Origin of the sequence: Streptomyces albiflavescens (assembly GCF_014645835.1) — a bacterium.
Lineage (GTDB): Bacteria > Actinomycetota > Actinomycetes > Streptomycetales > Streptomycetaceae > Streptomyces > Streptomyces albiflavescens.
Window position 1 is genome coordinate 188,470 of record NZ_BMMM01000004.1, and the last position, 27,000, is coordinate 215,469.

Genomic DNA, 27,000 nt, shown 5'->3' on the forward strand with positions numbered 1-27,000 from the left:
CAGGTACGGGACGGGTAGGGGCGGAGGGGGCGAATCCCCCCACCCGCACTCCGACTCGGCGTGATCTTCTCGCGGCGGCAGCCCCACCCGCGTACTCTGAGATTGGACTAGACCTGTAGCCGCCCAAGGGAAGAGGTCCGATGATCAAGCGCGAGCGCGCAGTCCTGGAGGTGATCGCCCTCGACGTGGAGGACGCGGTCGCCGCCCAGGCCGGAGGTGCGGACCGGCTGGAGCTGGTCACCGACATGGCCGCCGACGGGCTCACCCCACCGGTGGAGACCTTCGCCGCCATCCGCGCCGCCGTGGACATCTCGCTGCGCGTGATGCTCCGCCTCGCGGACGGGTTCGCCGCGGGAGACATCGACGCGCTCGTCCGCGTCGCAGGGGAGATGCGCACCGCGGGTGCGGACGAGTTCGTGCTCGGCTTCCTCGACGAGCACGGCGGCGCGGACCTGGCCGCCGTGGAGCGGCTCGTCGCCGAACTGGACGGCTGCCGCTGGACCTTCCACCGCGCGATCGACCGCGCCGCCGACCGGGACGCCCTGCGCAAGCAGCTCGCGGACCTGCCGGGCCTCGACGCCTACCTGACCGCCGGTTCCGCGGCGGGTGTGGACGACGGCATCCCCACGCTGCTCGCCGAGGCCGCGCGCGGTGATGAGCCGGGCTACGAGCCGCGGATCATGGTCGGCGGCGGCCTGCGCCTCGACCATGTGCAGCGCCTGCGCGCGACGGGCATCGACGCCTTCCACATCGGCGGCGCCGCCCGCCCGGGCGGATGGACCGCACCGGTGTCGCCGAAGGCGGTACGGGAGTGGCGGCAGGTGCTGGACGCGTAGGGGACGGGCCGTCACGCGACCTTCGCCCCGGCCTCGTTCGTCACCGCACTCCCGGCCCCTCCCGACCCCGGCCCCTCCCGACCTCGCCCACCCCCTGACCCGAGGTCACGGATCGATATCCGAGCGGTAGTTGTTGTGTGCTGACCGCCCTCCCGCGATCACTCTCCGGCTCCGAGCGTGCATAGTAAAGACGCCCTGGATCGGCCAGGGCATGACAAGCCATGCCACGTCATGGCAAGTCGAGCCACTACGCACGCGCGCGCCCGCGGGAAGCGACACGCACGCGCGCGAAGCACGACGTACGCAGCAACAGGGGGACAAGGCTCCATGCCATCCATACGCAGCCGCACGCTCGCGGCCGCCGCGGCCGTGATCGCGGCCATCATGGTCACCACCACGGCCTGTGACAGCAAGAAGGACGACGGGGCCGCCGCGCAGCCCTCGTCGTCCTCGCAGGCGGGCAAGAACGTCGACACCGGCCAGGACGACGACGGCTCCACCTCGCTCGGCGGCTACAAGCTGCCCGCCGGCATTCCCACCGACCTCAGCGGCGCCGCCCTGGAGAAGTGGAAGAACGGGGGGTGGAAGGACTACAGCGACTGGGCCTCCAAGGCCGAGGACTTCGCCAACCCGTACATCAAGGACTTCTGGACGCCGGAGAAGATGGCCGCGGCCAAGTCCAGCATTCCGGTCACGCAGGCGGGCAGCACCAGCTCCGGTTCGGGCAACGGCGCGACCTCGTACCTGCCCGACGGGAGGGTGAAGCGGAAGGTGGCCACGAAGGTCAAGGCGACCTACCACCACTACGCGGCCCCCGTGGGCAAGCTGTTCTTCTCCTCGCCCGAGGGCTCCATGGTCTGCTCCGCCGCGGTCGTCACCGACCCGGCGCACCCGGGCAAGTCCAACATGGTGTGGACCGCGGGCCACTGTGTGCACGCGGGCAAGGGCGGCGGCTGGTACCGCAACATCGCCTTCGTCCCCTCGTACAACAACGGCGCGAGGCTGAGCAACCGGCAGATCACCAACCCGCGCGCCAAGTCCGTCTCCCCGTACGGCATTTGGTGGGCCAACTGGGCCACGACGTCGTCCCAGTGGATCAAGGGTGGCGGTCACCAGGGCAACGCGGCCTCGGCGTACGACTACGCCGTGCTGCACGTGAAGCCCGAGAGCGGCAGGAAGTCCCTTCAGGAGCGGCTCGGTTCGGCCCTGCCGGTGTGGTTCAACGCCCCGGCGGCCAACAAGGTCAAGAACATGAAGGTCCGCGGCTACCCCGCCGAGGCGCCGTACGACGGCTCGAAGATGTACGACTGCCGCGGCGCCACCAAGCGATTCGTGCTGGCGAGCAACGCCCCCGCCCAGTTCATGATCGGGTGCACGATGAACGGCGGCGCCTCCGGCGGCCCCTGGTTCATGACGCACAGCGGCCGGACCTACCTGGTCTCCAACAACTCGCTGAGTGACCGCAAGACGTTCATCACCGGGCCGCGCCTCGGCAAGAACGCCAAGCAGGTCTATCTGGCGACCAGCCGCAAGTTCAAGTAACGGCGTCCGTACGGTCGTTGGTGGCCTCCGGCGCTCGGCGCCGGGGGCCACCGCCTGTCGGTGCCCGGGTCGTGACCGCCGCCACCCCTGTCGCCAGGGCCATCAGGGCCGCTCCCACCAGCAGGAACCACCGGTCGCCGAACAGGGCGATCGCCAGGCTGCCGGTGCCGCCCGCCGCCGCCATGCCCAGGTAGAGCGCGCTGCTGTTGAGGGAGACCAGGACGGGCGCGTTGGCGGGGTCCAGGGAGGCCACGCGGGTGATCAGGGCGACCGCGACCGACCAGCCGACCAGCGGGGTGAGCGCGGAGGCGGCCAGTGCCGTCGGCATGGTGCGCAGGGTCCAGGGCGAGGCGGCCGCGAGCACCACGTATGCCGTGCTGCTGGTCAGGATGACCGCCCGTGGGCCCCACTTGTCCACCAGCCGCCCGCCGGCCGATGAGCCGCCGACCGAGGCGATGCCGGACACCAGGAGCAGCAGCGTCAGCCGGTCCTGGTCGCCGCCCGTCGCGGAGAACGTGGCCACGGTGTAGTAGATGAACGACGTCTGGAAGGCCAGGAAGACCAGGAAGGTGGTCAGGGCCGCGCCCAGTACGCGCGGATCGGCCAGCGGCATCAGACGGTCGCGCAGGGTCAACGCGACGGCGGGCTGCGGGAGTTCGCGCAGCAGCAGCGCCAGGCCCGCGAAGGCGGCGACCCCCAGGCCCGTCACCAGCCACATGGTCAGCCGCCAGTCGGTGCGGCCGATCCAGGTGCCGAGCGGTACCCCGAGCGCGGTGGCGACGGTCAGTCCCCCCATCACCACGGCGATCGCCCGCCCGCGCCGCTCCGGCGGCACGAGGGCGGTGGCGACGGCGTTCGCGGTGGGGGTGTAGAAGGCGGCCCCCGCAGCGGCGAGCACGCGGGTGGCGAGCAGGACGCCGTACGAAGGCGCCAGCGCCGTCAGGGCGTTGGCGAGGCTGAAGACGGTGAGTGCGGTGAGCAGGGCGCGGCGGCGCGGCCAGCGCGCGGTGACCGTGGCGAGGACGGGTGCGAGGACCGCGTACGACAGGGCGAAGACGGTCACCATCTGGCCGGCGACCGAGATGGAGACGTCCAGATCACCGGCGATGAGCGGCAGGATGCCGGCCGTCACCATGCCGTCCGTTCCGACGGCGAAGGTGCCGAGGGCGAGCAGGAGCAGGCGTAAGCGCACGGGTTCCCCCAAGAGTCCGTAGCGGTGCGCATGAATGGTTTGACGTTGGTCAAACCATAGAGACTGTTGGATGATTGTCAAACGGTTTGAGGGGAGGGGTCCGCGCATGGGCGACGAAGGCGAGTGGCTGCCGCAGCCCGAGATCGAGGACATCGAGCTGGTCAAGGTGCTGCACGCGCTCGGTGACCCGGTGCGGCTGTGGCTGCTGAAGGTGTACGCGGGCGGAGAGGCCTTCTCGTGCGCCCCCGACGCGCTGGGCATCGGGCATTTGCACAAGTCGACCGTCTCGCACCACATGCGGATCATGCGTGAGGCCGGGATCACCTCGACGCGGGCCGTGGGCCGCAACCGCTATGTGCAGCTGCGCCGCGACGACCTCGACGCCCGGTTCCCCGGCCTCCTGGACGCCCTGCTGGAGTCCCTGCCGTATTAACCCAGTTGCGGCGGCATTAACCCAGTTGCGGCGGCAGCGGTGCCGCGTGCGTGATGATCAGGCCCGAGACCGCTCGGGTCAGGGCCACATACAGGCGGCGCAGGCCGGTCCGCTCGTCCGGCTCGCCGTCGACGACGCCCTGGGGCTCGTCCAGGACCACGTAGTCGAACTCCAGGCCCTTGGCGAGCGAGGCCGGCACCAGGGTCAGGCGGGTCTCGGCCGTCGTCTCCTCGCCCGGGCCGAGGTACGTCACTCCGGCCGCCGCCAGCGCCTCGGCGAGGACCGGGATCCGGGCGTCCGCGGCGATGAGCCCGATCGAGCCCTCGTTGCGCAGCAACTCCGCGCAGGCGCCGACCACTTCGGAGTCCGCCGCGCTCGGCCGTACCTCGAAGAAGCCCGGGTTCTCCCGCACCGACGCCACCGGCGTCAGCCCCGGCGCGATGTGCGGCAGCAGCCGGGACGCGTACGTGATGACATCCGTGGGCACGCGGAAGCCCGCCGTCAGCTCCTCCACGACGGCCTCCGCCTTGCCGAGGTGGCGCAGCGCCTCGTCCCAGCTCCGGGTGGCCCAAGGGGTCGTCCCCTGTGCGAGATCCCCGAGCACGGTCGCCGAACCGGTCGTGCAGCGCCGCCCCACCGCCCGGTACTGCATCGGCGACAGATCCTGCGCCTCGTCGAGCACCACGTGCCCGAGCGAGTGCGTACGCTGCACGAGATCGGTGACCTCGTCGATCAACACGGCGTCGGCGGCGGACCACTTGGCCGACTTCACCGAGCGCACCGCCTTCTGCCAGAGGATCTTCTTCTGCTCGTCCTCGTCGAGGAGCCCCTGCGCGTGTACGGCGAGGAAGTCCGCGTCGCAGAGCAGCCGCAGCACGAGCTTGGCCGGGTCGACGGGCGGCCAGATGGCCTTGACCGCGGCCTTCACGGCGGTGTTGCGGGCGACGGCGTCCTGCACCCGGTCGTCCGGCGCCTCGCCGGACCGCTCCATCTGGACCAGCACCGCGTGCGCGATGCGCTGCGGAAGGGCCTCGCGGGCCGCGCCGTAGCGGATGTCGCGGTCCAGCAACTCCCGCACGATCTCTTCGAGTTCGTACGCCGCCACGCGCCAGCGCCGCGAACCGCGCACGACGACGACCGGCTCGGTCGGCAGCGTCACATGGGAGCGCACCGCCCGCCGCAGCACCTCCGCCATCCGGGCGTCGCCCTTGATGACGGCGGCGGCCGCGTCGTCGCTCCCGCGCACCTCGACATGCGCGACGAGATCGTCGACCGTCGCCTGCTTGACCTCCAGCTCGCCGAGGGCCGGGAGGACTTGCTCGATGTAGTGCAGGAAGGACTTGTTCGGCCCGATGACCAGGGTGCCGGTGCGGGCCAGCCGCTCCCGGTGGGCGTACAGCAGATACGCCACCCGGTGCAGGCCGACGGCCGTCTTCCCGGTGCCGGGGCCACCCTGCACGCACACGGACCCGGCGAGCCCGCTGCGGACGATCTCGTCCTGCTCCGGCTGGATGGTCGCCACGATGTCGCGCATCGGGCCGACGCGCGGCCGCTCGATCTCCTGCTGGAGCAGCTTGCTGGTGGTCGCCGCCTCGGCCGGGTCCGACAGATGCTCGTCCTCGTACGCCGTGAGGTCGCCGCCGGTGTAACCGAAGCGGCGCCTGAGCCCGACGTCCATCGGGTCCTTCTTGGAGGCCCGGTAGAACGGCTGCGACACCGGCGCGCGCCAGTCGATGACCATCGGGTCGCCCTCGGCGTCGTGCACATGCCGGCGCCCGATGTAGAACCGCTCGCCCCCCGCGCCCTCCGCCTTGTCGGCGCCCGGTGCGTGCAGGTAGTCGAGCCGCCCGAAGAACAGCGGGGTGTGGCTGAGGTCGGCGAGGGCCTTGATGCGCTCGCTGATCTGCCGGTGCAGCACTTCGGCGTTCACCCAGTTCGCGGTGACGTCGCTGATGTCGAGGTTCTCCACGTCCTCGCGCATCGCGCGCAGGGCGGAGCGGGACGAGCTGAGGTGGGTCCGCTCACGGGAGAGGGGATCGTCGGACGGGGTGTCCGACGGGTAGTCGGGCGGGGTGGACACGGGGGTTGCCTCCGGGGACCTGCTGCGGGAGTGATTCCGTCGAGGAGCTGCCAAGGGATCTGCGGGGAATCGGTGACAGTGCGCGATTCCGGGATGCCGTCCGGTTTCCGGCCGGACGGCGGCACTCCGTGAAGGGAGGCGGGCAAGAGCGGAGATTCTAAGTGACCGGAGGATGTGGGGGCCAACGGTTTTTCCACGGCCTCAGGGACGTGCCCCCGGGGACCCTAGGGGTCGGGGTCCGTCGTGAGGCGTACGGCGGGCGGCCCGCAGATGTACGAGGGTCCGCCGAGGTTCGGTCCGGAGGCCGACGCCATTCGGGGCCCGGCGTTCCACCATGGATACATGAGCGCAGCCACCTTCACCCACGGACCCGTCCACCCCAGCCCACCGGCCGGCGCGACCGCCGCCACCTCCACCCACCACCGCCACCGCCTCGGCGACGCCCTGCGCGCCGTCAAGGTGTTCGCGGAGGCGGCCTTCGGAGTGGTGGTCCTCGGCGAGTACGGCGAGGAGGCAGGCGTACGACGTCGGTGACGCCCACACCAGTGAGCGGTACGCCCGGCTCACGCCGGTGAGCCGCACCCCGGGCTGAACGGCCCGGACACTAGGGTCACTGCGTGCCCCGACGGAACGTGGCCGCCGCGTCACCCACCGAAGTCGCCCTGCTCGTCCTCTCCTTCGCCGCCTTCTGCGCGCTGTGCGTCGTCACGCACGCCCCCATGGCCGACACGCTGGTCTACCGGGCCGAGGGCGCGGCCGTACTGAACGGCACGGATCTCTACGGCTTCACCGTCACCGAGTGGCGGCTGCCCGCCACCTATCCACCCTTCGCGGCGCTCCTCTTCGTGCCGACGGCCTGTGTGCCGCCGGACGTCCTCAAGGTGGTCTTCGTCGCCGGCAACATGGCCCTGCTGGCCGCGCTGGTGCGACTCTCCTGCCGTCTCGCCGGACTCCCGGAGCGGCTCCCCGCGGTCTGCGCCGCCACCGCCCTCGCCCTCTGGCTCGAACCCGTCTTCCAGACCGTCCTCTTCGGCCAGGTCAACCTCGCCGTCGCCTGCCTGATCCTGTGGGACCTGACCCGGCCGCCGGGCGCGCCCGGCAGGGGAGTGGCTCTCGGCATCGCGGCGGGCCTGAAGCTCACCCCCGCCGTCTTCATCGCCTATCTGCTGCTCACCCGGCGCGTACGCGAGGGGATGACGGCGCTGGCCGCGTGCGCCGGGACCGTACTGCTGGGGGCGCTCGTGCTGCCGTACGCGAGCGTGGATTTCTGGACCCGACGGCTGTACGAGACCAGCCGCGTCGGCAAGGCGTGGATCGTCGACAACCAGTCGATCCAGGGGCTGATCGCGCGTGCGCTGGGGGAGCCGTCGCCGGGCCCGGCGTGGGCGCTGCCGGCGGCGGCCATCGCCTGCGCGGGCCTCTGGATGGCGCGCCGCACGGCCATCGGCAACGACCGTCGGGGCATCCTGATCACCGCCCTCACCGCCCTCCTCGTCTGCCCGATCAGCTGGTCGCACCACTGGGTGTGGTGCGTACCGCTGATCGCCGTGCTGGCGGCGGACGGCCGCAGGTGTACGGCGGCGCTGGTGGCGGTGGTCTTCACGGCTCGCACGCTGTGGCTGGTGCCGCACCAGGGCTCGCTGGATCTCCAACTCCCCTGGTGGCAGCAGCCGTTGGCGTCGCCGTACGCGCTACTGGCGCTGGTCCTGCTGCCTCAGCTGTCCGCGCTGTCGGTGTCGTCGGCGTTGTCGCCCTTGCCGGCGTTGCCGGCCAGCAACTCGTCCGCGTCGACGATCCGGTAGGCGTACCCCTGTTCCGCGAGGAACCGCTGCCGGTGGGCGGCGAAGTCCTGGTCGATGGTGTCGCGGGCGACGACGGAGTAGAAGTGGGCCTGGTGGCCGTCGGCCTTGGGACGCAGTACCCGGCCCAGCCGCTGGGCCTCCTCCTGCCGTGACCCGAAGGTGCCCGAGACCTGGATGGCGACGGTCGCCTCCGGCAGGTCGATGGAGAAGTTCGCGACCTTGGACACGACGAGGACGCTGATCTCGCCCTCGCGGAAGGCGTCGAAGAGCTTCTCGCGCTGCGCGTTGCTGGTCTCGCCCTTGATGACGGGCGCGTTCAAGTGCTCGCCCAGCTCGTCGAGTTGGTCGATGTACTGCCCGATGACGAGGATCTGCTGTCCCGCGAAGCGGCGGACGATCGCCTCCGTGACCTTCCGCTTGGTCTCCGTCGTCGCGCAGTAGCGGTACTTCTCCTCGGTCTCGGCGGTGGCGTACGCGAGTCGCTCGGAGTCGGTGAGATTGACCCGGACCTCGACACAGTCGGCGGGCGCGATGTACCCCTGCGCCTCGATCTCCTTCCAGGGCGCGTCGAACCGCTTGGGCCCGATCAGCGAGAAGACGTCCGACTCGCGCCCGTCCTCGCGCACGAGGGTCGCGGTGAGCCCCAGCCGCCGCCGCGCCTGCAGATCGGCGGTGAACTTGAACACCGGCGCGGGCAGCAGATGCACCTCGTCGTAGACGATGAGCCCCCAGTCCCGCGAGTCGAAGAGCTCCAGGTGCGGATAGACGCCCTTCCGCTTGGTCGTCAGTACCTGGTACGTCGCGATGGTGACCGGCCGGATCTCCTTCCGCGTACCGCTGTACTCCCCGACCTCGTCCTCGGTCAGCGAGGTCCGCTTCACCAGCTCGTGCTTCCACTGCCGGGCGGAGACGGTGTTGGTGACGAGGATCAGGGTGGTGGCCTTGGCCTGTGCCATCGACCCGGCCCCCACGAGCGTCTTACCGGCACCGCAGGGGAGTACGACGACCCCGCTGCCGCCGTGCCAGAAGTTCTCCACGGCCTGCTTCTGGTACGGCCGCAGCGCCCACCCGTCCTCCGCCAGCTCGATGGGGTGCGCCTCCCCGTCGACGTACCCGGCGAGGTCTTCGGCCGGCCAGCCCAGCTTCAGCAGCGTCTGCTTGATCTGCCCACGCTCGGAGGGATGCACGGCGACGGTGTCGCGGTCGATCCGCGCACCGACGAGCGGCGCGATCCGCTTGGAGCGCAGCACCTCTTCGAGCACGGGCCGGTCGGTGGTGGTGAGCACCAGCCCATGGGCGGGGTGCTTGCTGAGGGTGAGCCGCCCGTAGCGGTCCATGGTCTCCGCGATGTCGACGAGCAGCGCGTGCGGAACCGGATACCGGCTGAACTCCACGAGCGCGTCCACGACCTGCTCGGCGTCGTGCCCCGCGGCCCGCGCGTTCCACAGCCCCAGCGGCGTCACCCGATAGGTGTGGATGTGCTCGGGCGCCCGCTCCAGCTCGGCGAACGGCGCGATGGCCCGACGGCAGGCGTCGGCGAGCTCGTGGTCGACCTCGAGGAGCAGCGTCTTGTCGCTCTGGACGATGAGGGGTCCGTTCACACCCGTCCCTTTCTGCGTGCCGACACCCCTGCGCGGATGACCGGCCAAACGTCCAGTGTGCCTCAAGGGACGATGATCACGGCTGGTCGTCCGCCAGCTCCGACACCCCCGTCACACGGTGCAGCGGATAGGTGCGGACTTCGTCAGCGGTGTGGTCGTACGCCGTGACGAAGCCGCCCTCGACGCGGATGGGCGCGATGACGCGCTGGCTGGCGGAGCCCTCGGCGTTGACGTAGCCGATCCAGAGGGACTCGCCGGTGAGGACGGCGGCCTGCATGGTGGCGAGGGTCTCGGCGGAGCTGGTGCGGGGGAGATCGCCGTTGCCGGGGCGGTCGGTGGCCGGGGCCGGTTTGCGCGGGGTGGTGGAGGCCAGGTCGCCGGCCCGGACGGCGCGGATCGCGGCGCCGAGAAGGGTGGCGTCGGGGACCGGGGGGCCGTCGGGGACGGGCTCGGGGGCGCTGCGTGGCGGGGTGCGGTGGGCGTGCGCGCGGGTGATCAGGACGTCGCCCTCGGCGGACTCGGCGGCGGGCGCGAAGCCCATGGAGCGGAGGCCTTCGAGGAGGGTGGCCGGGTCGGCCTGGGCGGCCAGGACCGTGGGCGCGAGGCGGCGCAGGCGGAGTCCGGCCGAGCGCTTGTCGACGAGGATCTCGTTCAGCAGCGCGTCGTCGTCGCAGCGGACGTACGCCGATGCCGCGCCGATCCGCAGATGGCCGTGTCTGCGCGCCACGTCGTCGATCAGATACGCGAGCGGCTGCGGGACGGGAGTGCGGGAGTGGGCCGCGAGGAAGGCGTGCAGGTCCGACGCCGAGCGCCCCGCGTCGAGGGCGCGGCGTACCGAGCCCGGTGTGAAGCGGTAGACCGTCGCCCCGCCCTTCGACTCCACGTCCGCGAGTACGCCGAGCGTGTCGGCCAGGGGCCGCTCCAGGGGGCCCGGCGCGACCGCGGTCAGGTCCGCCTGGAGGAGGACGTGGTCCAGCGGCTCGGGGAGCAGCGGAGCGAGCAGCCGGGCTGCCCGGGCGGCGGCCGCGGCCTGCTCGGCGGGGGAGTGCGGACCTTCGGGGAGCGGGTGGTGCCGCTTGTGGACGGGGAGCTTGTCGCCGGGGCCGACGGAGCCCGCGTCCCGGTCGCTCGCCGACGGGAACCCCAGCAGCGCCCGCCCCTGCGAGGACAGCGCCCCGCGGCCCGAGATCCCCAGCAGCTCCGCCTCGGACAGGGCCCACCGGGCCAGCCGGCTGCGCAGGTCGTCCGTGGCGTCCTGGGGGCCCCGCAGCGGGCGCTCCCAGTGGAGCCGGGCGAGAACGGAGTCCTCGGCGGGAGAGGCCCCCTCGGGGAGCGTGGCGAGGAAGGTGAGGACGCGGAGGCGGACTTCCGGCGCGGCGGAACGGTCGAGGCCGGGGCCCAGCGCGGACAGCGTGCGGTCCTTCGCGTCCCTCCCCCCGACCAGGCCCGCCGTGCGGGTCGCGGCCAGCCAGGCCGAGGCGAGCCGCACCCAGCGCTCGGCGGCGGGCAGCTCCAGCCACTCGTCGTACGCGGGCGTCGCCGCGTACCGCTCGTCGGCCTCGCCGTCCGACGCCAACAGGCCCGCCGCGTAGGCGAGTTCCACCCAGAACGCGGCCACCGGCTCCGCCACGTCGAGCGCCACCGCCGTCCGCTTCAGGTCCCGCACGCTCAGCCCGCCCGCGCGCAGCACGGCCGGACCGCCCTCGTGCCAGTCCTTGAGCAGCTCCTCGATCGTCGCCAGCGCCGTGTACGCCTGGCCCGCGGCAGCGCTGTCCACAACCTGTGGACGGTGTGTCCGCGCGGGCGCGTGCTCGATGGGCGGCGCCACCGGCTCCGTCGCCCGATGCGCGTGGCCCGCCCGCAGGTGCAGGGCGACCTCCCGGGGCAGTACGACCGTGCCGGGCGCCGTCGGCAGCAGCAGCCCGCGGTCGATCAGCCAGCGCAGATGGCGCGCCGGCTCCGCCGTCACCTGGCCGTACGGCGGTCCCCACACCAGCCGGGACAGCACATCCAGCGACTCGACGGGGGCGTCGTCGAGGAGCGCCGCCATGCGGGTGCGGTCCGTGAAGAGGCCCCCGAGCGCCGCGACGGCGGACACCGAATCGTGGGTCGTCGGCAGTCCGGCCGCCGCCACGATCTCCTGGATGCGCCCCGGGGACATGCCCGCCGTCGCCTCCGCGACGGTCGGTCCCAGTCCCGTCGCGGACGGGTGCTGCGCGGACGGGGCGAGCAGCTCCCGGGCCGTCCGTACCAGCCGGAGGCGGTCGTCGGGGCCCCACACCAGGGCCTGCTCGCGGAGCGTCCCGAGCGCGCGCGGGAACGCCGCCGTGACCGCCGGATCGGCGTCGTCGCCCGCCATCAGTCCGAGCAGCTCGTCGTACGTCGCCGGGTCCGACGCCATGGCCAGGGCCTCCGCCGTCTGCAGGGCGAAACGGTCCAGGCGCTCCAGGGCTCGGACGACCGAGGCGCGGGTGCCCGCGCGGGTGGCGAGCTGGGTGAGGTCCGTGGGGACGGGGGTGATCAGGTCCGGGCGGGACCTGAGGAGCGCGGACAGTGAGGCGTCGTCCCGCGCGCGGAGGGCTTCCGCCAGGGAACGCGGAGCGGTCTCGGTGCTCATCCTGTCAACGGTAGCGGGTGGGGTGGGGCCGGGGTGGTGTTCGCCCCCTCCGCCCCTGCCCGTCCCGACCCCCCGGTTTCGGCCGCAGGGGGGTGGGGGCTCTTCGCGCAGTTCCCCGTGCCCCTTCGAAGGCACAGCCCCCGGGTGTGGGACGGGTGGGGGCGGAGCGGGCGAAGAAACCCGGTACCTTCGTCAGCACGGGGTATCCAACGCGCGCGCCCCGGAGGGGACTTCGTGGGGATCGAGAGCGACCAGCTTGTCTTCGACTACCTGAGCCGGGTCGGCGACCTGGCCCAGCAGCAACAGCTGCCGTCCGCGACCCGCATGCGGCTGGTGTCGGAGCTGCGCAACGAGATCGACCGCCGCAGGGCCAAGGCGACCGTCGACAGCCCGGCCGCCGTCCGCCGCATCCTCGCCCGCCTCGGCACCCCCGACGAGATCGTCGCGGCGGCCGGCCAGGGCGGCGACGGGGCGCCCGGGACGGAGACATGGGCCGCCGTCCCCACCCAGCGCGCCACCGAACCGGAGCCCCGCCCCAAGGGCCTGCGCCGCGTCGTCCCGAGGCCGCGCCCCGCGGAGCCGGAACCCACCGAGAACCTCGACACCCCCTCCCCGCCGCACCTGGCGAGCGCGCAGGAACTCGGCGACAGCGCCACGCAGCCGGACTGGTGGCGCGTGGACAGCAGCCCGTTCGGGCTCGACGACAGCGTGCCGGGATTCGTCGGAGGCGTGGAGATCCCCGAGCTGCTCAAGCGGCCGTCCGAGAAGAAGCAGGACGAGGAGGCGAAGCCACCGAAGGAGACGGGTCCGCAGAAGGAGCCGGAGGCAGAGGCGGAGGAGGAGACGGACCGGACGCCGCGCCGCCGCCTGGCCGGCCTCAGCGGCTGGAGCAACCCCCTCCTCCTGCTCGCCGCCGCGCTCCTGGTCGCCGGCGCCGTCCTCGGCAACTGGTTCGCCCTGGGCCTCGGCTGGCTCATCGCCTACGGCTCGCGCCGGCTGACCCCCGCCGAGTCGAAGTGGGCGGTCCTCGTACTGCCCGGCCTGGCCGCCACGGCCGGCATCGTCTGGCTCTGGGGCCGCACGAACGGCCGCTGGGGCGCCCCCATCGCCGAGGGCCACATGAACGACGCGGTCGCCGAGACCTGGCCCTGGGTCGTCCGCGGGGCAGCCGTGACCTCCGCCCTCTACCTGGTCTGGCGCTCCCAGCGGCAACGCTGACCGGCGCACCGCCCCGCCGCGCCGACGCTGGGCACAATGGCCCATATGACTTCCCCCGCGCTGACCGTCGGCTTCGACCTCGATATGACCCTGATCGACTCCCGCCCCGGCATTCATGCCTGCTACCAGGCACTTTCCGCGCGGACAGGGACGTACATCGACTGCGATCTGGTGGTCACACGGCTCGGGCCGCCGCTGGAGGACGAGCTCGTCCACTGGTTCCCGGCGGAGGACGTCGCCGCCGTCGCGGATCTCTACCGTGAGATGTACCCCACATACGCCATCACCGGCACGCTGGCGATGCCCGGCGCCCGGGAGGCGGTCGCGGCCGTACGGGCGGTGGGCGGGAGCACCGTCGTCGTCACGGCGAAGTGGGAGCCCAGCGCCAAGCTGCACCTGGAGCATCTGCGCATCGACGCGGACGCGGTCGTCGGCAACCTGTGGGCCGAGCAGAAGGCGGTGGCGCTGCGCGAGCACGGCGCGAGCGTGTACGTCGGCGACCACACCGGAGACGTGCGCGGCGCCCACACGGCGGACGCGTACTCCGTCGCCGTGGCCACCGGACCGTGCGACGCCGCGGAACTCCGCGCGGCGGGTGCGGACGTCGTCCTCGCCGATCTCACGGAGTTCCCGGCGTGGCTGGAGGAGTACCTGCGCTAGCCCGCGCGAGGGGCGTCGGCCGCTCCCGCGCGAGGACTGCTAACCCCGCGCGGCGCGCGCCCGGCGGCGGCCCTCCGCGATGGACTGGAGCACGCCGGCTCCGGCCATCAGGAATCCGACACCCATGAGCATGCTCAAGCCGAACATGTAGGTCGGAAAAGGCGTTGTACCGAGCAGCAGCGGTGCCACGGTGACCAGAGTGGCCACGGCTCCGATGAAGAACACGATGGCACCGGCACGGATCAGCCGGTCACCGGCTTCGGCGGAATTCGCTTGGGTTTTGTCACGCACCGGACCAGGGTAGTTCCCTGCGCGAAGGAACAATCCAGCGACGTCTTGTCACCAGCCGCCGGACCATTAGCCTTGGTACCGGCGGGTCAGACGACCCGCTGTAGTGCTATCCAGAGCCGTTTTACGGCAGTTGCCCGTGCAACTGCCGGCGCAGTTTTCAGAGCAGTTTCCGACGAGTACGAGGACGAGGACAGACGTGCCTACCGGCAAGGTCAAGTGGTTCAACAGCGAGAAGGGCTTCGGCTTTCTCTCCCGCGACGACGGCGGCGACGTCTTCGTTCATTCCTCGGTCCTGCCCGCCGGAGTCGATGCTCTCAAGCCCGGCCAGCGCGTGGAGTTCGGCGTTGTCGCCGGTCAGCGCGGTGACCAGGCACTTTCGGTAACCCTCCTGGACCCGACCCCCTCCGTCGCGGCCGCTCAGCGCCGCAAGCCGGACGAACTGGCCTCCATCGTCCAGGACCTGACGACCCTCCTCGAGAACATCACGCCGATGCTGGAGAAGGGCCGTTACCCCGACAAGGCCTCCGGCAAGAAGATCGCCGGCCTGCTGCGAGCCGTCGCCGACCAGTTGGACGTCTAGGGCCGTCCAGGGCGCGTCCGGGGCCTGTCACAAGGCCCTAGGGGAACGCGAGCGCATCCGGGCCGAGGGGCGGCACCAGCCCCTCGGCCGCCGCACGTGTGAGCAGTCCGCGGATGGCGGCATACCCGTCGTTGCCCAGATCGGCCGTGAACTCGTTGACGTACAGGCCGATGTGCTGGTCCGCGACCTTCGGATCCATCTCCTGGGCGTGTTCCAGGACGTAGGGACGGGAGGCCTCGGGGTCGTCCCAGGCGGCGCGCACCGAGGCGCGGGTCGCCTCGGCGAGGGCCTGGAGACGCTCCTCGCCCAGTGAGCGCTTGGCGATGATCGCGCCGAGAGGGATGGGCAGCCCGGTCGTCCGCTCCCAGTGCTCGCCCATGTCGGCGAGCTTGTGCAGCCCGTAGTTCTGGTACGTGAAGCGCGCCTCGTGGATGACGAGCCCCGCGTCGACCTTGCCGTCCCGCACAGCCGGCATGATCTCGTGGAACGGCATGACCACTATCTCGCCGACCCCGCCGGCCACGACGTCCGCGGCCCACAGCCGGAAGAGAAGGTAAGCGGTCGACTTCTCGCTGGGCACGGCGACCGTACGCGCCGTGAGGTCCGCGTCGGCGTCACGGGTGAGCACCAGGGGCCCACAGCCCCGACCCAGCGCGCCGCCGCACGGCAGCAGCGTGTACTCGTCGAGGACGTACGGCAGCACGGCGTACGACACCTTCAGCACATCGAACTCGCCCCGCTCGGCCATGCCATTGGTGATGTCGATGTCCGCGAAGGTGACGTCGAGCGCGGGCGCGCCCGGCACCCGGTCGTGGGCCCAGGCGTCGAAGACGAAGGTGTCGTTCGGGCAGGGCGAGTACGCGATCTGCAAGGGCTCGGGCAGCTTCTCAGGGCTCATGCGGGTTCCAACTCTCCAGTACGGGTGCGAGCTTCCCGAAACCCTCGGTGAGAGCGGCGAGAGCGTCGCCGATGCGCCAGGCGGCGCGGTCGCGCGGGCCGACCGGATTGGACACCGCGCGGAGTTCGAGGACGGGCACACCGTGAGTCGCGGCCGCCTCGGCGACCCCGAACCCCTCCATCGCCTCGGCGAGGGCGCGGGGGTGCCGGGCGCGCAGCTCGGCGGCGCGGGCGGCGGTGCCGGTCACGGTGGAGACGGTGAGCACCGTCCCGGCGCGTCCACCCGTGGTCGCGGCGATCGCTCGTACGAGTGTTTCGGGTGGACGGTGGCTGACGGTCCCGAAGCCGAGTCCGGTGACGGGGACGAAGCCGTCCGCGGTGTCCGCGCCCAGATCGGCCACGGTGATGTCGTCGGCGACGACGAGCGACCCGACGGGGGCGTCGGGCGGGAAGCCGCCGGCGATGCCGGCCGAGACGACCAGGTCGTACGGTTCACCGCCGATGGCTGCCGCGGTGAGCGCGGAGGCGGCGCGGGCGGCGGCGAGAGCGGGGCCGACACCGGCGGCGACCAGGTCGAACCGGTGTGCCCCGCCGGCCCGGTGGAGCGTCACCCCGGGGAGCGGGATCTCACGGAGCGGGCCGGCGAACGCCGCGGCCACCGCGTCCCGTTCGACCGGGACCGCGGTGGCTACGAGGACACGTACTGCGGAAGACGTGGTCAGGAGTCCTTCTTGAGCTTGAAGGACCACAGCCCGGTGACCGTCTTCTCGCCCTCCTTGATGGAGACGAGCGTGGAGTTGCCGCTGGCGCCGTACTGCGCGTTGAAGAACACGCTGCCCGGGATCGTGCGGTACGTCTTGTTGCTGGATTCGGTCAGCGGCTGACCGTTCATCAGGATCGTCCAGCCGTTGTCCGCGATTTCCGGGTCCACGCCGAACCGCACGGTCTCGTCGGGGTCGACCTTGATGGACTTGATGTCCTTGGACTTCAGGCAGCTCGCCAGATCCGCGGTGCTCACCGCCTTGCCGTCGTTGTAGCAGTCGGTCTCGGAACTCACCGAGCTGTTGCCGACCGTGATGGTGGCCATCGGCGTCGGCTTGTCACAGGCGGACAGGACGAGAAGTCCGGCGGATACGGTGCCGACGACGGCAACGGCGCGACGGCGGCGCGCAGCGCTGAGTCCATTAGCGGCTCTGCCGCGGGGCAGGGATGTCATGGCGGAAGGCTATCGGGCACGTCCAGCGCTCTCCCCACGTGGGGTGCGGCGTGCCGTGCCGTGCCCCCGCCTGGCCGCCCGGCTCAGGCCACCCGGGGCCGCGCGGCTCCCCCGTGCCGCGCCGAGCTCAGCAGCCCCCGTACGGTCGTCAGCCATCCCGCGGCGACGATCGCGGCGGCCACGGAGAGCCCGAGTGTGCCGTTGAGCGGCAGCACGATGCCGATGCCGCCGCCGATGACCCAGGCCATCTGCAGCAGGGTCTCGGAGCGGGCGAAGGCGGACGTGCGGACGAGTTCCGGGACGTCCCGCTGGATCAGCGCGTCCAGGGACAGCTTGGCGAGGGCCTGGGCGAAGCCGGCGACCGCGGCGAGACACGCCACGAGGGCCGCGCCGAAGAACAGGGCGGCGATGATCGCGGTCCCCAGCACCAACGCCACGACCGTCACGATGATGATCTCGGGAGCGCGCTGTTTCAGCCAAGCTCCGACCGCGGTACCGAGCGCGTTGCCCGCACCCGCCGAGACGCCCACTATCCCCAGCGAGACCGCCGCGCTCTCGCCGGTGAGCGGGTGCTCGCGCAGCAGGAAGGCGAGGAAGAAGATCAGGAAACCGGAGAGGCAGCGCAGGGACGCGTTGGCGCCGAGTGCGTGCGTGACGGCCGTGCCGACGGTCCGCAGTCCGGGCCGCCGCACCTTCTTCTTGATCAGCTGCGGCCCGTGCAGGTGCTCCTCGTCCGCGGCGAGCAGCGCCCTGTCCTCGCCCTTGGCCGAGTCGACCTTGTGCGGCAGCGTGAACGACAGGAACGTACCCGCGATGAAGATCGCGAAGGCGCCGTAGAGCGGATAACGCGGGCCGAGTACCTGCAGCCCCGCCCCGATCGGCGCGGCGACGCCGGTGGCGAGGAGCCCGCCGAGGGTGACCCGGGAGTTCGCCTTCACCAGGGAGAACGTGGGCGGCAGCAGTCGCGGCACGACAGCACTGCGGACGACCCCGTACGCCCTGGACGCGACCAGCACCCCGAGCGCCGCGGGATACAGCTCGATGCCGCCGGTGACGACCGCGCTGGAGAGCAGCAGCGCGAGGAAGGCCCGGGCGAGCATCGCGCCCGCCATGGCGGCGCGGCGTCCGTGCGGGATGCGGTCGAGGAGGGGGCCGATCACGGGGGCGAGGAGGGTGAAGGGCGCCATGGTGATGGCGAGGTAGAGGGCGACGCGGCCGCGGGCCTCGTCGGTCGGTACGGAGAAGAAGACGGTGGAGGCGAGGGCGACGGTGATCATGACGTCCCCCGCGCCGTTCACCGCGTGCAGCTCGATCAGCTTGCCGAGCCCCGACTCACCCGCCCCGTGCGCGTGCGTCGCCTTCCGGATCCCGCGCGCCGTCCCCGTCAGCGGGAAGTGCAGGGCACGCCCCATCGCACGGACGGACCCGCTCACGCGGCCCGATCCGCCACTCCGACTGCTCCCCTTGGCACCACCACCGACTCCGGTGGCTCCCTGGGGCGACCTTGCGGCTGCCACCCCGTCATAGTGCCCCGAGATGGGCGTGCGTAGTGCGGTTACCGCGCGTACGTCCGCCGAGTCGGACGGAACACCGGAGCACACGCCGCAGACGAGCGCCATGGACGAGCGCCGGGGCTGAGCGTCCGCGCGGAGCGTGTGGGGCGGACGGAGTCGGGGTGAGTGTCTGGGCGGAGCGTGTGGGATGGACGGAGCCGGGCGGAACGCCGGGGCGAGTGCCGGGTCGAGTGTCCGGGCGGAGCCCGTGGGACGGGCCTAGTCGGGTGGGTGGGCGGGAAACACGGCGCGGAGCGCCGAAGAAAACGCCGCGGAGCGGCGAGGACCGGGCCGCGGAGCGGCCAAGACCCGGCCGCGGAGCGGCGGAAAGCCCGGCGCGGAGCGCAGAAGAGCCCCGCCGGTGTGGGCCCAGGGGCCAGGAGAAGGTAGCGTGCGTAACGCGCCTGCGGCGATTGTTCTCGGCCGCGCGCCTCTCGGCCATCCCGCAGAATGGATGGCGTAGGTGCGCCCGAGTGCGATCGGGCGCGGACGTCGACGCGGCCCCCCGGTCCGCTCCGTCCGCACCCCCGCCGGGAAACGGCGCACCCGTGAGACGGCGTAGGAGAGAAGCGATACCTGTGAGCGCAGCGACAACGCGAAGCCGCACCCCCGACCGCCTGTGCGCCGAGGCCGTCGACCTCGCACGCGCCGCCGCCGAGGAGGCTGCCGCACCCGGCATCGTCGGCGAGCACGTAGGGCTGGTCTCCGAGGGGGACCGCGTTGTCACGCACTTCTTCGAGTGCAAGGAGCTGGGCTACCGCGGCTGGCGCTGGGCGGTGACCGTGGCCCGCGCCTCCCGCGCGAAGTTCGTCACGCTCGACGAGACGGTCCTGCTGCCCGGTCCCGACGCCCTCCTCGCCCCGGAGTGGGTGCCGTGGAGCGAGCGTCTGCGGCCCGGTGACATGGGGCCGGGGGACCTGCTGCCCACGGACGCCGAGGATCTCCGCCTCGAGCCGGGTTTCACCGGCGAGGACGAGCCGCCGCCGAACTCGCCGGTCTCGGAGGAGATGGCCGAGCTGGTGGAGGCGGAGGACGCGGAGGTCGCGGGCGGGAGGCCGGCGACGCTGCCGGTCGCGCCTCGACGTGGCTCGATCGCCGCGGTGGCGGAGGAGCTGGGGTTGCGCCGTGCGCGCGTTCTGTCCCGGTACGGGCTGCATGTCGCGGCCGATCGGTGGGAGGAGGGGTATGGCGCGAAGACCGCGATGGCGCAGGCCGCGCCCGCGTCGTGCGTCAGCTGTGGCTTCCTCAACCCCATCGGAGGCTCGCTCGGACAGGCGTTCGGTGTCTGTGCCAATGAGTTCTCACCCGCCGACGGGCATGTGGTTTCGCTCTCGTACGGCTGTGGTGGGCACTCCGAGGCCGCGGTCATGCCGAAGCCTCCGCGGCCGGCCCCGCCGGTGATCGACGAGACCCGGGTGGATCCCTTCCCCCTCCGGCCCTCCCCGGATTCCGGTTCGGTATCGGTCACGACGGACGAGTCCTCGGCGGAACTGGGCCACTCGTAGCCCGGGAGCTTGTTTTCGTCCCCTCCGTCCCCTCCGTCCCCTCCGCCCCTTCCCTCCCCCAAGCTCTCGGCTTCTCCCCCAGTGCCTCAAGGGCCTGGGAGGTACCCCCAGAGCAGGGGGACCCCCATCGTCCCTGGGGGCTGCGCCCCCAGACCCTGTCAAAAGACCGCGCAGTTCCCCGCGCCCCTGAAACCCGCAGGGGCGAAAACCCAAGAGCCCCGGCCGGAGGTAGGTCCGGTGCGCGGTACCTTCATGCCGCGGCCGAGCGCAGCACTCGCGGTCGCGCCAGGCGAGAGGGAGAGTGAACCGTGAGCAAGTTCGTGCGGCCGGCAGCCGAGGGCGCGGACCCGTTCGGGACGGCGCGCCTGCGACGCGGTGTGCTGGACGCCTGGGCGACCAGCCCGGCCCGGTTCCGCGAGGACGCCAACGCCGAGGAGGACCTCGTCCTCGGCGGCTATCGGGACCGACTCGTCGTCGAGCTCGCCCAGAACGCGGCCGACGCGGCGGCAAGGGCCGGTGTCCCCGGCCGCCTCCGTCTCACCCTCCGTGACGACGTACTCGTCGCGGCGAACACCGGCGCCCCCCTCGACGCGACCGGCGTCGAATCGCTCTCCACGCTCCGTGCCTCCGCGAAGCGCGACACGCACGACACGGCCGTCGGCGCCGTCGGCCGCTTCGGCGTCGGTTTCGCCGCGGTGCTGGCCGTCACCGACGAGCCCGCCGTCGTCGGGCGGCACGGCGGCGTCCGCTGGTCCCTCGCCGAGGCCCGCGAACTGGCGGGGGACACCGCCCGCCACAGCCCGGGACTCGGGGACGAGATCCGCCGGCGAGACGGTCATGTGCCCCTGCTCCGGCTGCCGTTCACGGCCGAGGGCACCGCCCCGGACCCGTACGACACCGTCGTGATCATGCCCCTGCGGGACCTCGCCGCCCAGGATCTCGCCGAGCGTCTCCTGCAGAGCATCGACGACGCCCTCCTGCTCGCCCTGCCGGGCCTGGAGGAAGTGGTCGTCGAGATCGGGGACGCGGACGTACGCACCCTCCGGCGCCGCACCGAAGAGCACGGCGTCACCCTCGAGGACTCCCGCGAGGGCGCCACCCGCTACCGCACCGTCTCCCACCACGGCCCCCTCGACCCCGCCCTCCTCGCCGACCGCCCGGTCGAGGAGCGGCTGCGGCCGCACTGGTCGGTGACCTGGGCCGTGCCCGTGGACAGCGGCGACGGCACCCCCGGCCGCCCCCGCACCAGCCCCGTCGTGCACGCGCCCACGCCCAGCGACGAGCCGCTCGGCGTGCCCGCCCTGCTCATCGCCTCCCTCCCGCTCGACACCACCCGCCGCCATGCCGCCCCCGGCCCGCTCACCGACTTCCTGGTGGAGCGCGCGGCGGACGCGTACGCCGAACTGCTCGCCGCCTGGCGCCCGGTGGACACCGGGATCATCGACCTCGTGCCGGGCCCGCTCGGCAAGGGCGAGCTGGACGGCGCGCTGCGCCGGGCGATCCTGGACCGGCTGCCGCGCACCGCCTTCCTGCCGCCCGCCATCGAGCCGGACAGCACCCCCGACACCCCCACCGAATGGCCCGAGACCAGCGCGGCGGAGAACCCGGCCGCCCTGCGCCCCCGTGACGCCGAGGTCGTCGAGGGTGCCGGAGCCGAGACCGTCCGTGTCCTCGCCGAGGTGCTCCCCAGCCTGCTGCCCGCCGGTCTCGAACGCCGGGTGGAGCTCCGGACGCTGGGGGTCTCGCGGGTGCCGCTCACGGAGGCCGTGGACCGCCTCGCCGGCCTCGAGAAGGACCCGGCCTGGTGGCGGAGCCTCTACGACAGCCTCGCCGGGGTCGACCCCGATCGGCTCTCCGGGCTGCCCGTGCCGCTCGCCGACGGGCGTACGACCATCGGCCCCCGGCAGGTTCTGCTGCCGGTGCCCGACGGGCCCACCCCGGACGACACCTGGGCCGCCACCTCCGACTCTCTGGCCCGCCTCGGCCTCAAGGTCGCCCACCCGGACGCCGCCCACCCGCTCCTGGAGAAGCTGGGCGCCCTCCCGGCCACGCCTCGCGCCGTGCTGACCACCCCGCAGGTCCGCGCCGCCGTCGCCGCCTCGCTCGACGACGACGGCGGGGCGTGGGACGAGGACGCGCCGGACACGGAGGAGCTGGCCGACACCGTGCTCGCGCTGGTCCGCGACGCCGGCCTGGAGCCCGGCGACGAGCCCTGGCTCGGCGCCCTCGCCCTCCAGGACGACGAGGGCGAACTCGCGCCCGCGGGTGAACTGGTGCTGCCCGGCAGCCCGTTCGCGCAGGTCATGCGCGAGAACGAACTCGCCTTCATCGACACCGAGTTGGCCGATCGCTGGGGCGAACAGCCGCTCGCGGCCTGTGGCGTCCTCGCCAACTTCGCTCTCGTACGCTCCACCGACGTCGTCCTCGACCCGGACGAACTGGAGCCGCGCGACTCCGACTTCGCCGAACCCGACGACGCGGGCCTCCTTGACGCCGTCGACGTGTGGTGCGAGGACGTCCTCGACCGGCTGCCGGACACGCCGGTGCCGCCGGTCGCCACCGAGATCGTCGCCGTACGGGACCTGGACCTGGTGGACGACGAGCGGTGGCCGCAGGCCCTCGCGCTGCTCTCGCAGCCGCCGCTGCGGGACGCGCTGACCCAGCCGGTGCGGATCCTGCTGCCGGACGGCACGCACGAGATCGTCCGGCCGTACACCGCCTGGTGGCTGCGTGGCCATCCCGTCCTCGACGGCCGCCGCCCCGCCGGGCTGCGCGCCGAGGGCAGCGACCCGCTGCTGCACGGCCTGTACGACGCCGCCGACGCCACCGGCTTCGACGACGAGCAGGTGCTGCGGGCGCTCGGCGTCCGCACCTCGGTGGACGCCCTCCTCGCCGAACCCGGCGGCGCCGCCGAGCTCCTGGACCGGCTCACCGACCCCGACCGGAAGGTCTCGGGCGCCCAACTGCACGCCCTCTACAGCGCGTTGGCCGACCTCGACCCCGAGCAGGTGACCCTGCCGGACGAGCTGCGGGCCGTCGTCGACGGTGAGGTGCGCGTGGTGGACGCGGCCGACGCCGTGGTCGTCGACTCACCCGACCTGCTGCCCTTCACCGGCGGGGTGCCGCTGCTCCCCGTACAGCCGTCGCGTGCCGCCGATCTCGCCGAGCTGTTCCAGGTGCGGCGGTTGAGTGAGTCCGTCACGGGCGAAGTGGACTCCGAGGGCACCGAACACGACGTACCGGACTCCGTGCGGGTCCTGCTGGGTCCCTCGACCCCGGCCTCGTACGTCGAGCACGAGGAACTCGTCGTCGACGGCACCGAACTCGACTGGCGGCGCACCCGGGACGGCGTGCTGCACGCCGCCACCCTGGAGGGCGTCGCGGCCGGACTCGCCTGGGCGGCCGGACAGTGGCCGCGCCGCTTCGAGGTCGCGGCCCTCCTGGAGGACCCGTCCCGCACGGAGGAACTGGCGCGGGACCGCTGGTTCGACTGACGCTGTGCCGGGGCCGCGCGGCTGAACGCTGTGCGGCCCCAGGCAGCTTCCTGTGATCTTGTTCATACGCGCACAAAATATTCACCCCCCGTACAACCATTCTCATCGGTCGCGGATCTGATCTCCCGAGTCAACAGACTCCACGATCATTTGGGCCCCGTGTGACGACGAGCCGTGAGGACCGACCACCATCGGGGCCCCTTTCTCCACTTGGGGATCGCATGCGCATACGTGCCACCGTGGCCGCCGTCTCCGGCGCCCTGGCCCTCTCCGCCTTCGTCGTGCCGGGCGCCCACGCCGCCGACGTCCCGTCCTTCGCCAAGCCGGACGCCGCGTCCCGTTTCGACGCGTCCACGAAGTCGGCGTTCGCCACCGCGGCCGACGAGCCGACCATCTCCAACGTCACCGTCAACGGCGGCAAGGACATCGTCCTCGGCACCACGACCACGAAGACGATCACTGTCTCGCTGACCGCCACGCACGCCTCCGGCATCGAGGACGCGTACATCGACCTGTGGCACGGCACGGACGTCGAGACGGACATCGACGGCCTGCTGGTGCCGAACGAGGACGCGGCGACCTGCACCGCCGCCAGCGCCACCACGTCGACCTGCAAGCTGACGATCACCGTCGACCCGCAGCTCGACCTGTACGCGAACTCCCTGGCGGGCACCTGGCACGTCACGGCGGCCGCGCTCGCCACCGACGGCAGCATGTACTGGAACGACTACTACAAGACCGCACGCGTCCAGCGCTACTCCAAGCTGACGGTCAACGCGGGCCCGGAGCCGGTCTCCAAGGGCGCGACCCTGACCGCGACCGGCAAGCTGAGCCGCGCCAACTGGGAGGACCACCTGTACCACGGCTACACCAACCAGCCGGTCAAGCTGCAGTTCCGCAAGGCGGGCACCAGCACGTACACCACCGTCAAGACGGTGTACTCGGACTCGACCGGCAACCTGAAGGCCACCACCACCGCCAACTACGACGGCTACTGGCGCTTCAGCTTCGCGGGCACGACGACCACCCCGGCGGTCTCCGCCACCGGTGACTACGTCGACGTGAGGTAGTTCGGCACCACCCTTACGCGGGGAAGCGGCGGTCGACCCACTTCCACAGGAACTCCAGGACGGCCGCCGCCACCGCCGAGATGCCCACCGCCATCCACGGCATCGTGGTGCCGACCAGCTTCAGCGCGAAGAAGTGCTGCAGGCCCGGCACCACGAGCACCAGCAGGAACGCCCCGCCCATCGCGGCGACGAGGCAGACCCGCCACCAGGTGTAGGGCCGGGCGATGATCGCGAGCACCCACATGGAGATCAGGAAGAGGGTCAGCGTCGCGGCGCTGGTCTCCGCGTCCAGCGAACCCTCGCCCGTGTAGTAGTGACGGGCGAGCAGATACGTCACGAAGGTGGCCAGCCCGGCGATGACCCCGCCCGGGATCGAGTACCGCATCACCCGTCGTACGAAGTGGGGTTGCGCGCGCTCCGTGTTGGGGGCGAGCGCCAGGAAGAACGCGGGGACGCCGATCGTGAGCGTCGACAGCAGCGTCAGGTGCCGCGGCAGGAACGGGTACTCGACCTGCCAGCACACCACCAGGATGGCCAGCAGCACCGAGTAGACCGTCTTCACCAGGAAGAGCGTCGCGACCCGGGTGATGTTCCCGATGACCCTGCGGCCCTCCGCGACCACCGAGGGCAGCGTCGAGAAGCTGTTGTTGAGGAGGACGATCTGGGCCACCGCCCGGGTGGCCTCCGACCCCGAGCCCATCGAGACGCCGATGTCGGCGTCCTTCAGGGCGAGTACGTCGTTCACGCCGTCGCCCGTCATGGCCACCGTGTGCCCGCGCGACTGCAGCGCGCCCACCATCTCCCGCTTCTGCTGCGGGGTGACCCGCCCGAACACCGTGCCCTTGTCCAGCGACTTCGCCATCTCCTCCCGCTCGTCGGGGAGGTGGCGCGCGTCCACGACGGAGCCGGTGAGCCCGAGCTTCCCGGCCACCGCGCCCACCGACACCGCGTTGTCGCCGGAGATGACCTTCGCCTTGACGTTCTGCTCGGCGAAGTAGCGCAGGGTGTCCGCCGCGTCCGGGCGCAGCCGCTGTTCGAGGACGACGAGGGCGGTGGGCCGGGCGCCCGTCTTGACCTCCGGGTCGTCGAGGTCCTTGGAGGCCCTGGCGAGCAGCAGCACCCGCAGCCCGGACTCGTTCAGCCGCTCGGTCTCGGCGAGCGCCGGATCCTTGGCGGGCAGCAGCACGTCGGGGGCGCCAAGGAGCCACGTACTGGATTCCCCGTTCCCCTCGCTGAAGGACGCCCCGCTGTACTTGCGGGCGGAGGAGAAGGGCAGCGACTCGGTGCAGCGCCACTCCTCGCTGTCCGGGTAGGCGGCGATGACCGCCTGGAGCGATGCGTTCGGCCGCGGGTCCGACTCGCCGAGCGCGCCGAGGACCTTGCGTATGTACGATTCGTCGGCGCCCTGGAGCGGCCGCAGCTCGGTGACGTCCATGCCGCCCTCGGTGAGGGTGCCGGTCTTGTCGAGGCAGACGGTGTCGATGCGGGCGAGCCCCTCGATGGCGGGAAGTTCCTGCACGAGGCACTGTTTCCGGCCAAGGCGGATGACGCCGATCGCAAAGGCGACGGAGGTGAGCAGGACCAGCCCCTCCGGGACCATCGGCACGATCCCGCCGACCGTCCGCGCGATGGAGTCCTTGAAGCCGTGCTGCTTGACCACGAGCTGGCTGATGACCAGACCGATCGCGGTCGGGATCATCATCCACGTCACGTACTTGAGGATCGTGGAGATACCGGTCCGCAGCTCGGAGTGGACCAGCGTGAACCGTGACGCCTCCTCGGCGAGCTGCGCCGCGTACGCCTCCCGCCCCACCTTCGTCGCGATGAACGCGCCGCCGCCCGCGACCACGAAACTGCCCGACATCACCTTGTCGCCGGGGTGCTTGACCACGGGGTCGGCCTCACCGGTGAGCAGCGACTCGTCGATCTCCAGGCCGTCGGCCTCGGCACAGGTGCCGTCGACGACGATCTTGTCGCCGGGCCCTGTCTCGATCAGGTCCCCGAGCACGATCTCCGACGTACTGACCTCTGCGGCGACCCCGTCCCTGCGTACCGTCGGTCTCGCCTCGCCGATCACCGCGAGGGAGTCCAGGGTCTTCTTGGCCCGCCACTCCTGGATGATGCCGATCCCGGTGTTGGCGATGATCACGTAGCCGAAGAGGCTGTCCTGGAACGGCGCCACGAACAGCATGATCAGCCAGAGCACGCCGATGATCGCGTTGAATCGGGTGAAGACGTTCGCCCGGACGATCTCGCCCAGCGAGCGGCTGCTGCGCACCGGGACGTCGTTCACCTCGCCGCGCGCGACCCGTTCGGCCACCTCGGCGGCGGACAACCCCTCCGACCGCCGGGAGGCGGGCAAGGGCACGGGGTGAACGGGATCGAGTTCGGCGCCCGCGTCGATGTGGCTCAT

21 protein-coding genes are annotated in these 27,000 nt (G+C 72.0%); 11 read left to right on the forward strand and 10 right to left on the reverse strand.

The features are described 5' to 3' along the window. Positions 1 to 140: 140 nt before the first annotated feature. Together IEY95_RS13280 and IEY95_RS13285 are read left to right on the forward strand one after the other, a co-directional pair. Positions 141 to 836, forward strand: a complete 696-nt coding sequence (locus tag IEY95_RS13280) for a copper homeostasis protein CutC (RefSeq protein ID WP_189186186.1) — start codon at positions 141 to 143, stop codon at positions 834 to 836. Positions 837 to 1,163: 327 nt separating this feature from the next. Then, positions 1,164 to 2,378, forward strand: a complete 1,215-nt coding sequence (locus IEY95_RS13285) for a trypsin-like serine peptidase (RefSeq protein WP_189186187.1) — start codon at positions 1,164 to 1,166, stop codon at positions 2,376 to 2,378. Here the strand turns inward: IEY95_RS13285 and IEY95_RS13290 are convergent. Further along, the gene (locus IEY95_RS13290; protein WP_189186188.1) at positions 2,371 to 3,570 is read right to left on the reverse strand and encodes an MFS transporter; all 1,200 of its coding nucleotides are present in this window, start codon (positions 3,568 to 3,570) and stop codon (positions 2,371 to 2,373) included. The genes IEY95_RS13285 and IEY95_RS13290 overlap by 8 nt on opposite strands. 106 nt (positions 3,571 to 3,676) lie before the next feature. On the opposite strand from IEY95_RS13290, the gene IEY95_RS13295 reads away from it, so the two are divergent. Continuing rightward, on the forward strand, positions 3,677 to 4,003 hold the full coding sequence (locus IEY95_RS13295) for an ArsR/SmtB family transcription factor (protein WP_189186189.1): 327 nt from the start codon (positions 3,677 to 3,679) through the stop codon (positions 4,001 to 4,003). Between the two features lie 16 nt (positions 4,004 to 4,019). On the opposite strand, the gene IEY95_RS13300 is transcribed toward IEY95_RS13295, so the two are convergent. Next, positions 4,020 to 6,083, reverse strand: coding sequence for a HelD family protein (locus IEY95_RS13300; RefSeq protein WP_189186190.1), 2,064 nt, complete (start codon positions 6,081 to 6,083; stop codon positions 4,020 to 4,022). A 342-nt stretch (positions 6,084 to 6,425) separates the two neighbouring features. On the opposite strand from IEY95_RS13300, the gene IEY95_RS13305 reads away from it, so the two are divergent. Continuing rightward, entirely contained in the window at positions 6,426 to 6,617 is a 192-nt protein-coding gene (locus IEY95_RS13305) for a hypothetical protein (protein WP_189186191.1), read from the forward strand. Positions 6,618 to 6,745: 128 nt separating this feature from the next. Beyond that, positions 6,746 to 7,885, forward strand: a complete 1,140-nt coding sequence (locus tag IEY95_RS13310; RefSeq protein ID WP_373294469.1) for a glycosyltransferase 87 family protein — start codon at positions 6,746 to 6,748, stop codon at positions 7,883 to 7,885. Here IEY95_RS13310 and IEY95_RS13315 read toward each other — a convergent pair. Both IEY95_RS13315 and IEY95_RS13320 read right to left on the reverse strand, forming a co-directional pair. Beyond that, a complete protein-coding gene (locus IEY95_RS13315; protein ID WP_189186192.1) occupies positions 7,798 to 9,486 on the reverse strand; it encodes a DNA repair helicase XPB in 1,689 nt (562 codons plus the stop codon). The two genes, IEY95_RS13310 and IEY95_RS13315, sit on opposite strands and share 88 nt — an antisense overlap. A 76-nt stretch (positions 9,487 to 9,562) precedes the next feature. After that, a complete protein-coding gene (locus IEY95_RS13320) occupies positions 9,563 to 12,103 on the reverse strand; it encodes a helicase-associated domain-containing protein (protein WP_189186193.1) in 2,541 nt (846 codons plus the stop codon). Positions 12,104 to 12,337: 234 nt separating this feature from the next. Here IEY95_RS13320 and IEY95_RS13325 point away from each other — a divergent pair, with 234 nt between their 5' ends. Together IEY95_RS13325 and IEY95_RS13330 are read left to right on the forward strand one after the other, a co-directional pair. Then, positions 12,338 to 13,321 (forward strand): hypothetical protein, encoded by a 984-nt coding sequence (locus IEY95_RS13325; protein ID WP_189186194.1) that lies wholly within the window; start codon positions 12,338 to 12,340, stop codon positions 13,319 to 13,321. Positions 13,322 to 13,357: 36 nt separating this feature from the next. Further along, the gene (locus tag IEY95_RS13330) at positions 13,358 to 13,981 is read left to right on the forward strand and encodes an HAD family hydrolase (protein ID WP_189186195.1); all 624 of its coding nucleotides are present in this window, start codon (positions 13,358 to 13,360) and stop codon (positions 13,979 to 13,981) included. Between the two features lie 39 nt (positions 13,982 to 14,020). Here IEY95_RS13330 and IEY95_RS13335 read toward each other — a convergent pair whose 3' ends face one another. Continuing rightward, on the reverse strand, positions 14,021 to 14,272 hold the full coding sequence (locus tag IEY95_RS13335; RefSeq protein WP_189186196.1) for a hypothetical protein: 252 nt from the start codon (positions 14,270 to 14,272) through the stop codon (positions 14,021 to 14,023). Between the two features lie 196 nt (positions 14,273 to 14,468). Here IEY95_RS13335 and IEY95_RS50380 point away from each other — a divergent pair, with 196 nt between their 5' ends. Next, positions 14,469 to 14,852 (forward strand): cold-shock protein, encoded by a 384-nt coding sequence (locus tag IEY95_RS50380; protein WP_099503518.1) that lies wholly within the window; start codon positions 14,469 to 14,471, stop codon positions 14,850 to 14,852. Positions 14,853 to 14,889: 37 nt separating this feature from the next. Here the strand turns inward: IEY95_RS50380 and IEY95_RS13345 are convergent, their stop codons facing one another. The 4 genes from IEY95_RS13345 to IEY95_RS13360 form a co-directional block, all read right to left on the reverse strand. Then, the gene (locus tag IEY95_RS13345; RefSeq protein WP_189186197.1) at positions 14,890 to 15,750 is read right to left on the reverse strand and encodes a 1,4-dihydroxy-6-naphtoate synthase; all 861 of its coding nucleotides are present in this window, start codon (positions 15,748 to 15,750) and stop codon (positions 14,890 to 14,892) included. Continuing rightward, the gene (locus IEY95_RS13350; protein ID WP_189186198.1) at positions 15,740 to 16,498 is read right to left on the reverse strand and encodes a futalosine hydrolase; all 759 of its coding nucleotides are present in this window, start codon (positions 16,496 to 16,498) and stop codon (positions 15,740 to 15,742) included. The genes IEY95_RS13345 and IEY95_RS13350 overlap by 11 nt, the downstream gene beginning before the upstream one ends. Beyond that, the gene (locus IEY95_RS13355; protein WP_189186199.1) at positions 16,468 to 16,965 is read right to left on the reverse strand and encodes a DUF2771 domain-containing protein; all 498 of its coding nucleotides are present in this window, start codon (positions 16,963 to 16,965) and stop codon (positions 16,468 to 16,470) included. The genes IEY95_RS13350 and IEY95_RS13355 overlap by 31 nt, the downstream gene beginning before the upstream one ends. Before the next feature lie 83 nt (positions 16,966 to 17,048). After that, positions 17,049 to 18,482, reverse strand: coding sequence for an MFS transporter (locus IEY95_RS13360; protein ID WP_189186200.1), 1,434 nt, complete (start codon positions 18,480 to 18,482; stop codon positions 17,049 to 17,051). Positions 18,483 to 19,096: 614 nt separating this feature from the next. Here IEY95_RS13360 and IEY95_RS13365 point away from each other — a divergent pair. The 3 genes from IEY95_RS13365 (at position 19,097) to IEY95_RS13375 (ending at position 24,587) form a co-directional block, all read left to right on the forward strand. After that, positions 19,097 to 20,023 carry a DUF3027 domain-containing protein gene (locus tag IEY95_RS13365; protein WP_189186201.1) on the forward strand — a complete coding sequence of 309 codons (927 nt, stop codon included), beginning with the start codon at positions 19,097 to 19,099 and terminating at the stop codon, positions 20,021 to 20,023. Between the two features lie 308 nt (positions 20,024 to 20,331). Beyond that, positions 20,332 to 23,517, forward strand: coding sequence for a sacsin N-terminal ATP-binding-like domain-containing protein (locus IEY95_RS13370; RefSeq protein ID WP_189186202.1), 3,186 nt, complete (start codon positions 20,332 to 20,334; stop codon positions 23,515 to 23,517). A gap of 221 nt (positions 23,518 to 23,738) precedes the next feature. Continuing rightward, positions 23,739 to 24,587, forward strand: coding sequence for a DUF5707 domain-containing protein (locus IEY95_RS13375; RefSeq protein ID WP_189186203.1), 849 nt, complete (start codon positions 23,739 to 23,741; stop codon positions 24,585 to 24,587). A 13-nt stretch (positions 24,588 to 24,600) separates the two neighbouring features. On the opposite strand, the gene IEY95_RS13380 is transcribed toward IEY95_RS13375, so the two are convergent. Next, positions 24,601 to 27,000 (reverse strand): cation-translocating P-type ATPase, encoded by a 2,400-nt coding sequence (locus IEY95_RS13380; RefSeq protein WP_189186204.1) that lies wholly within the window; start codon positions 26,998 to 27,000, stop codon positions 24,601 to 24,603.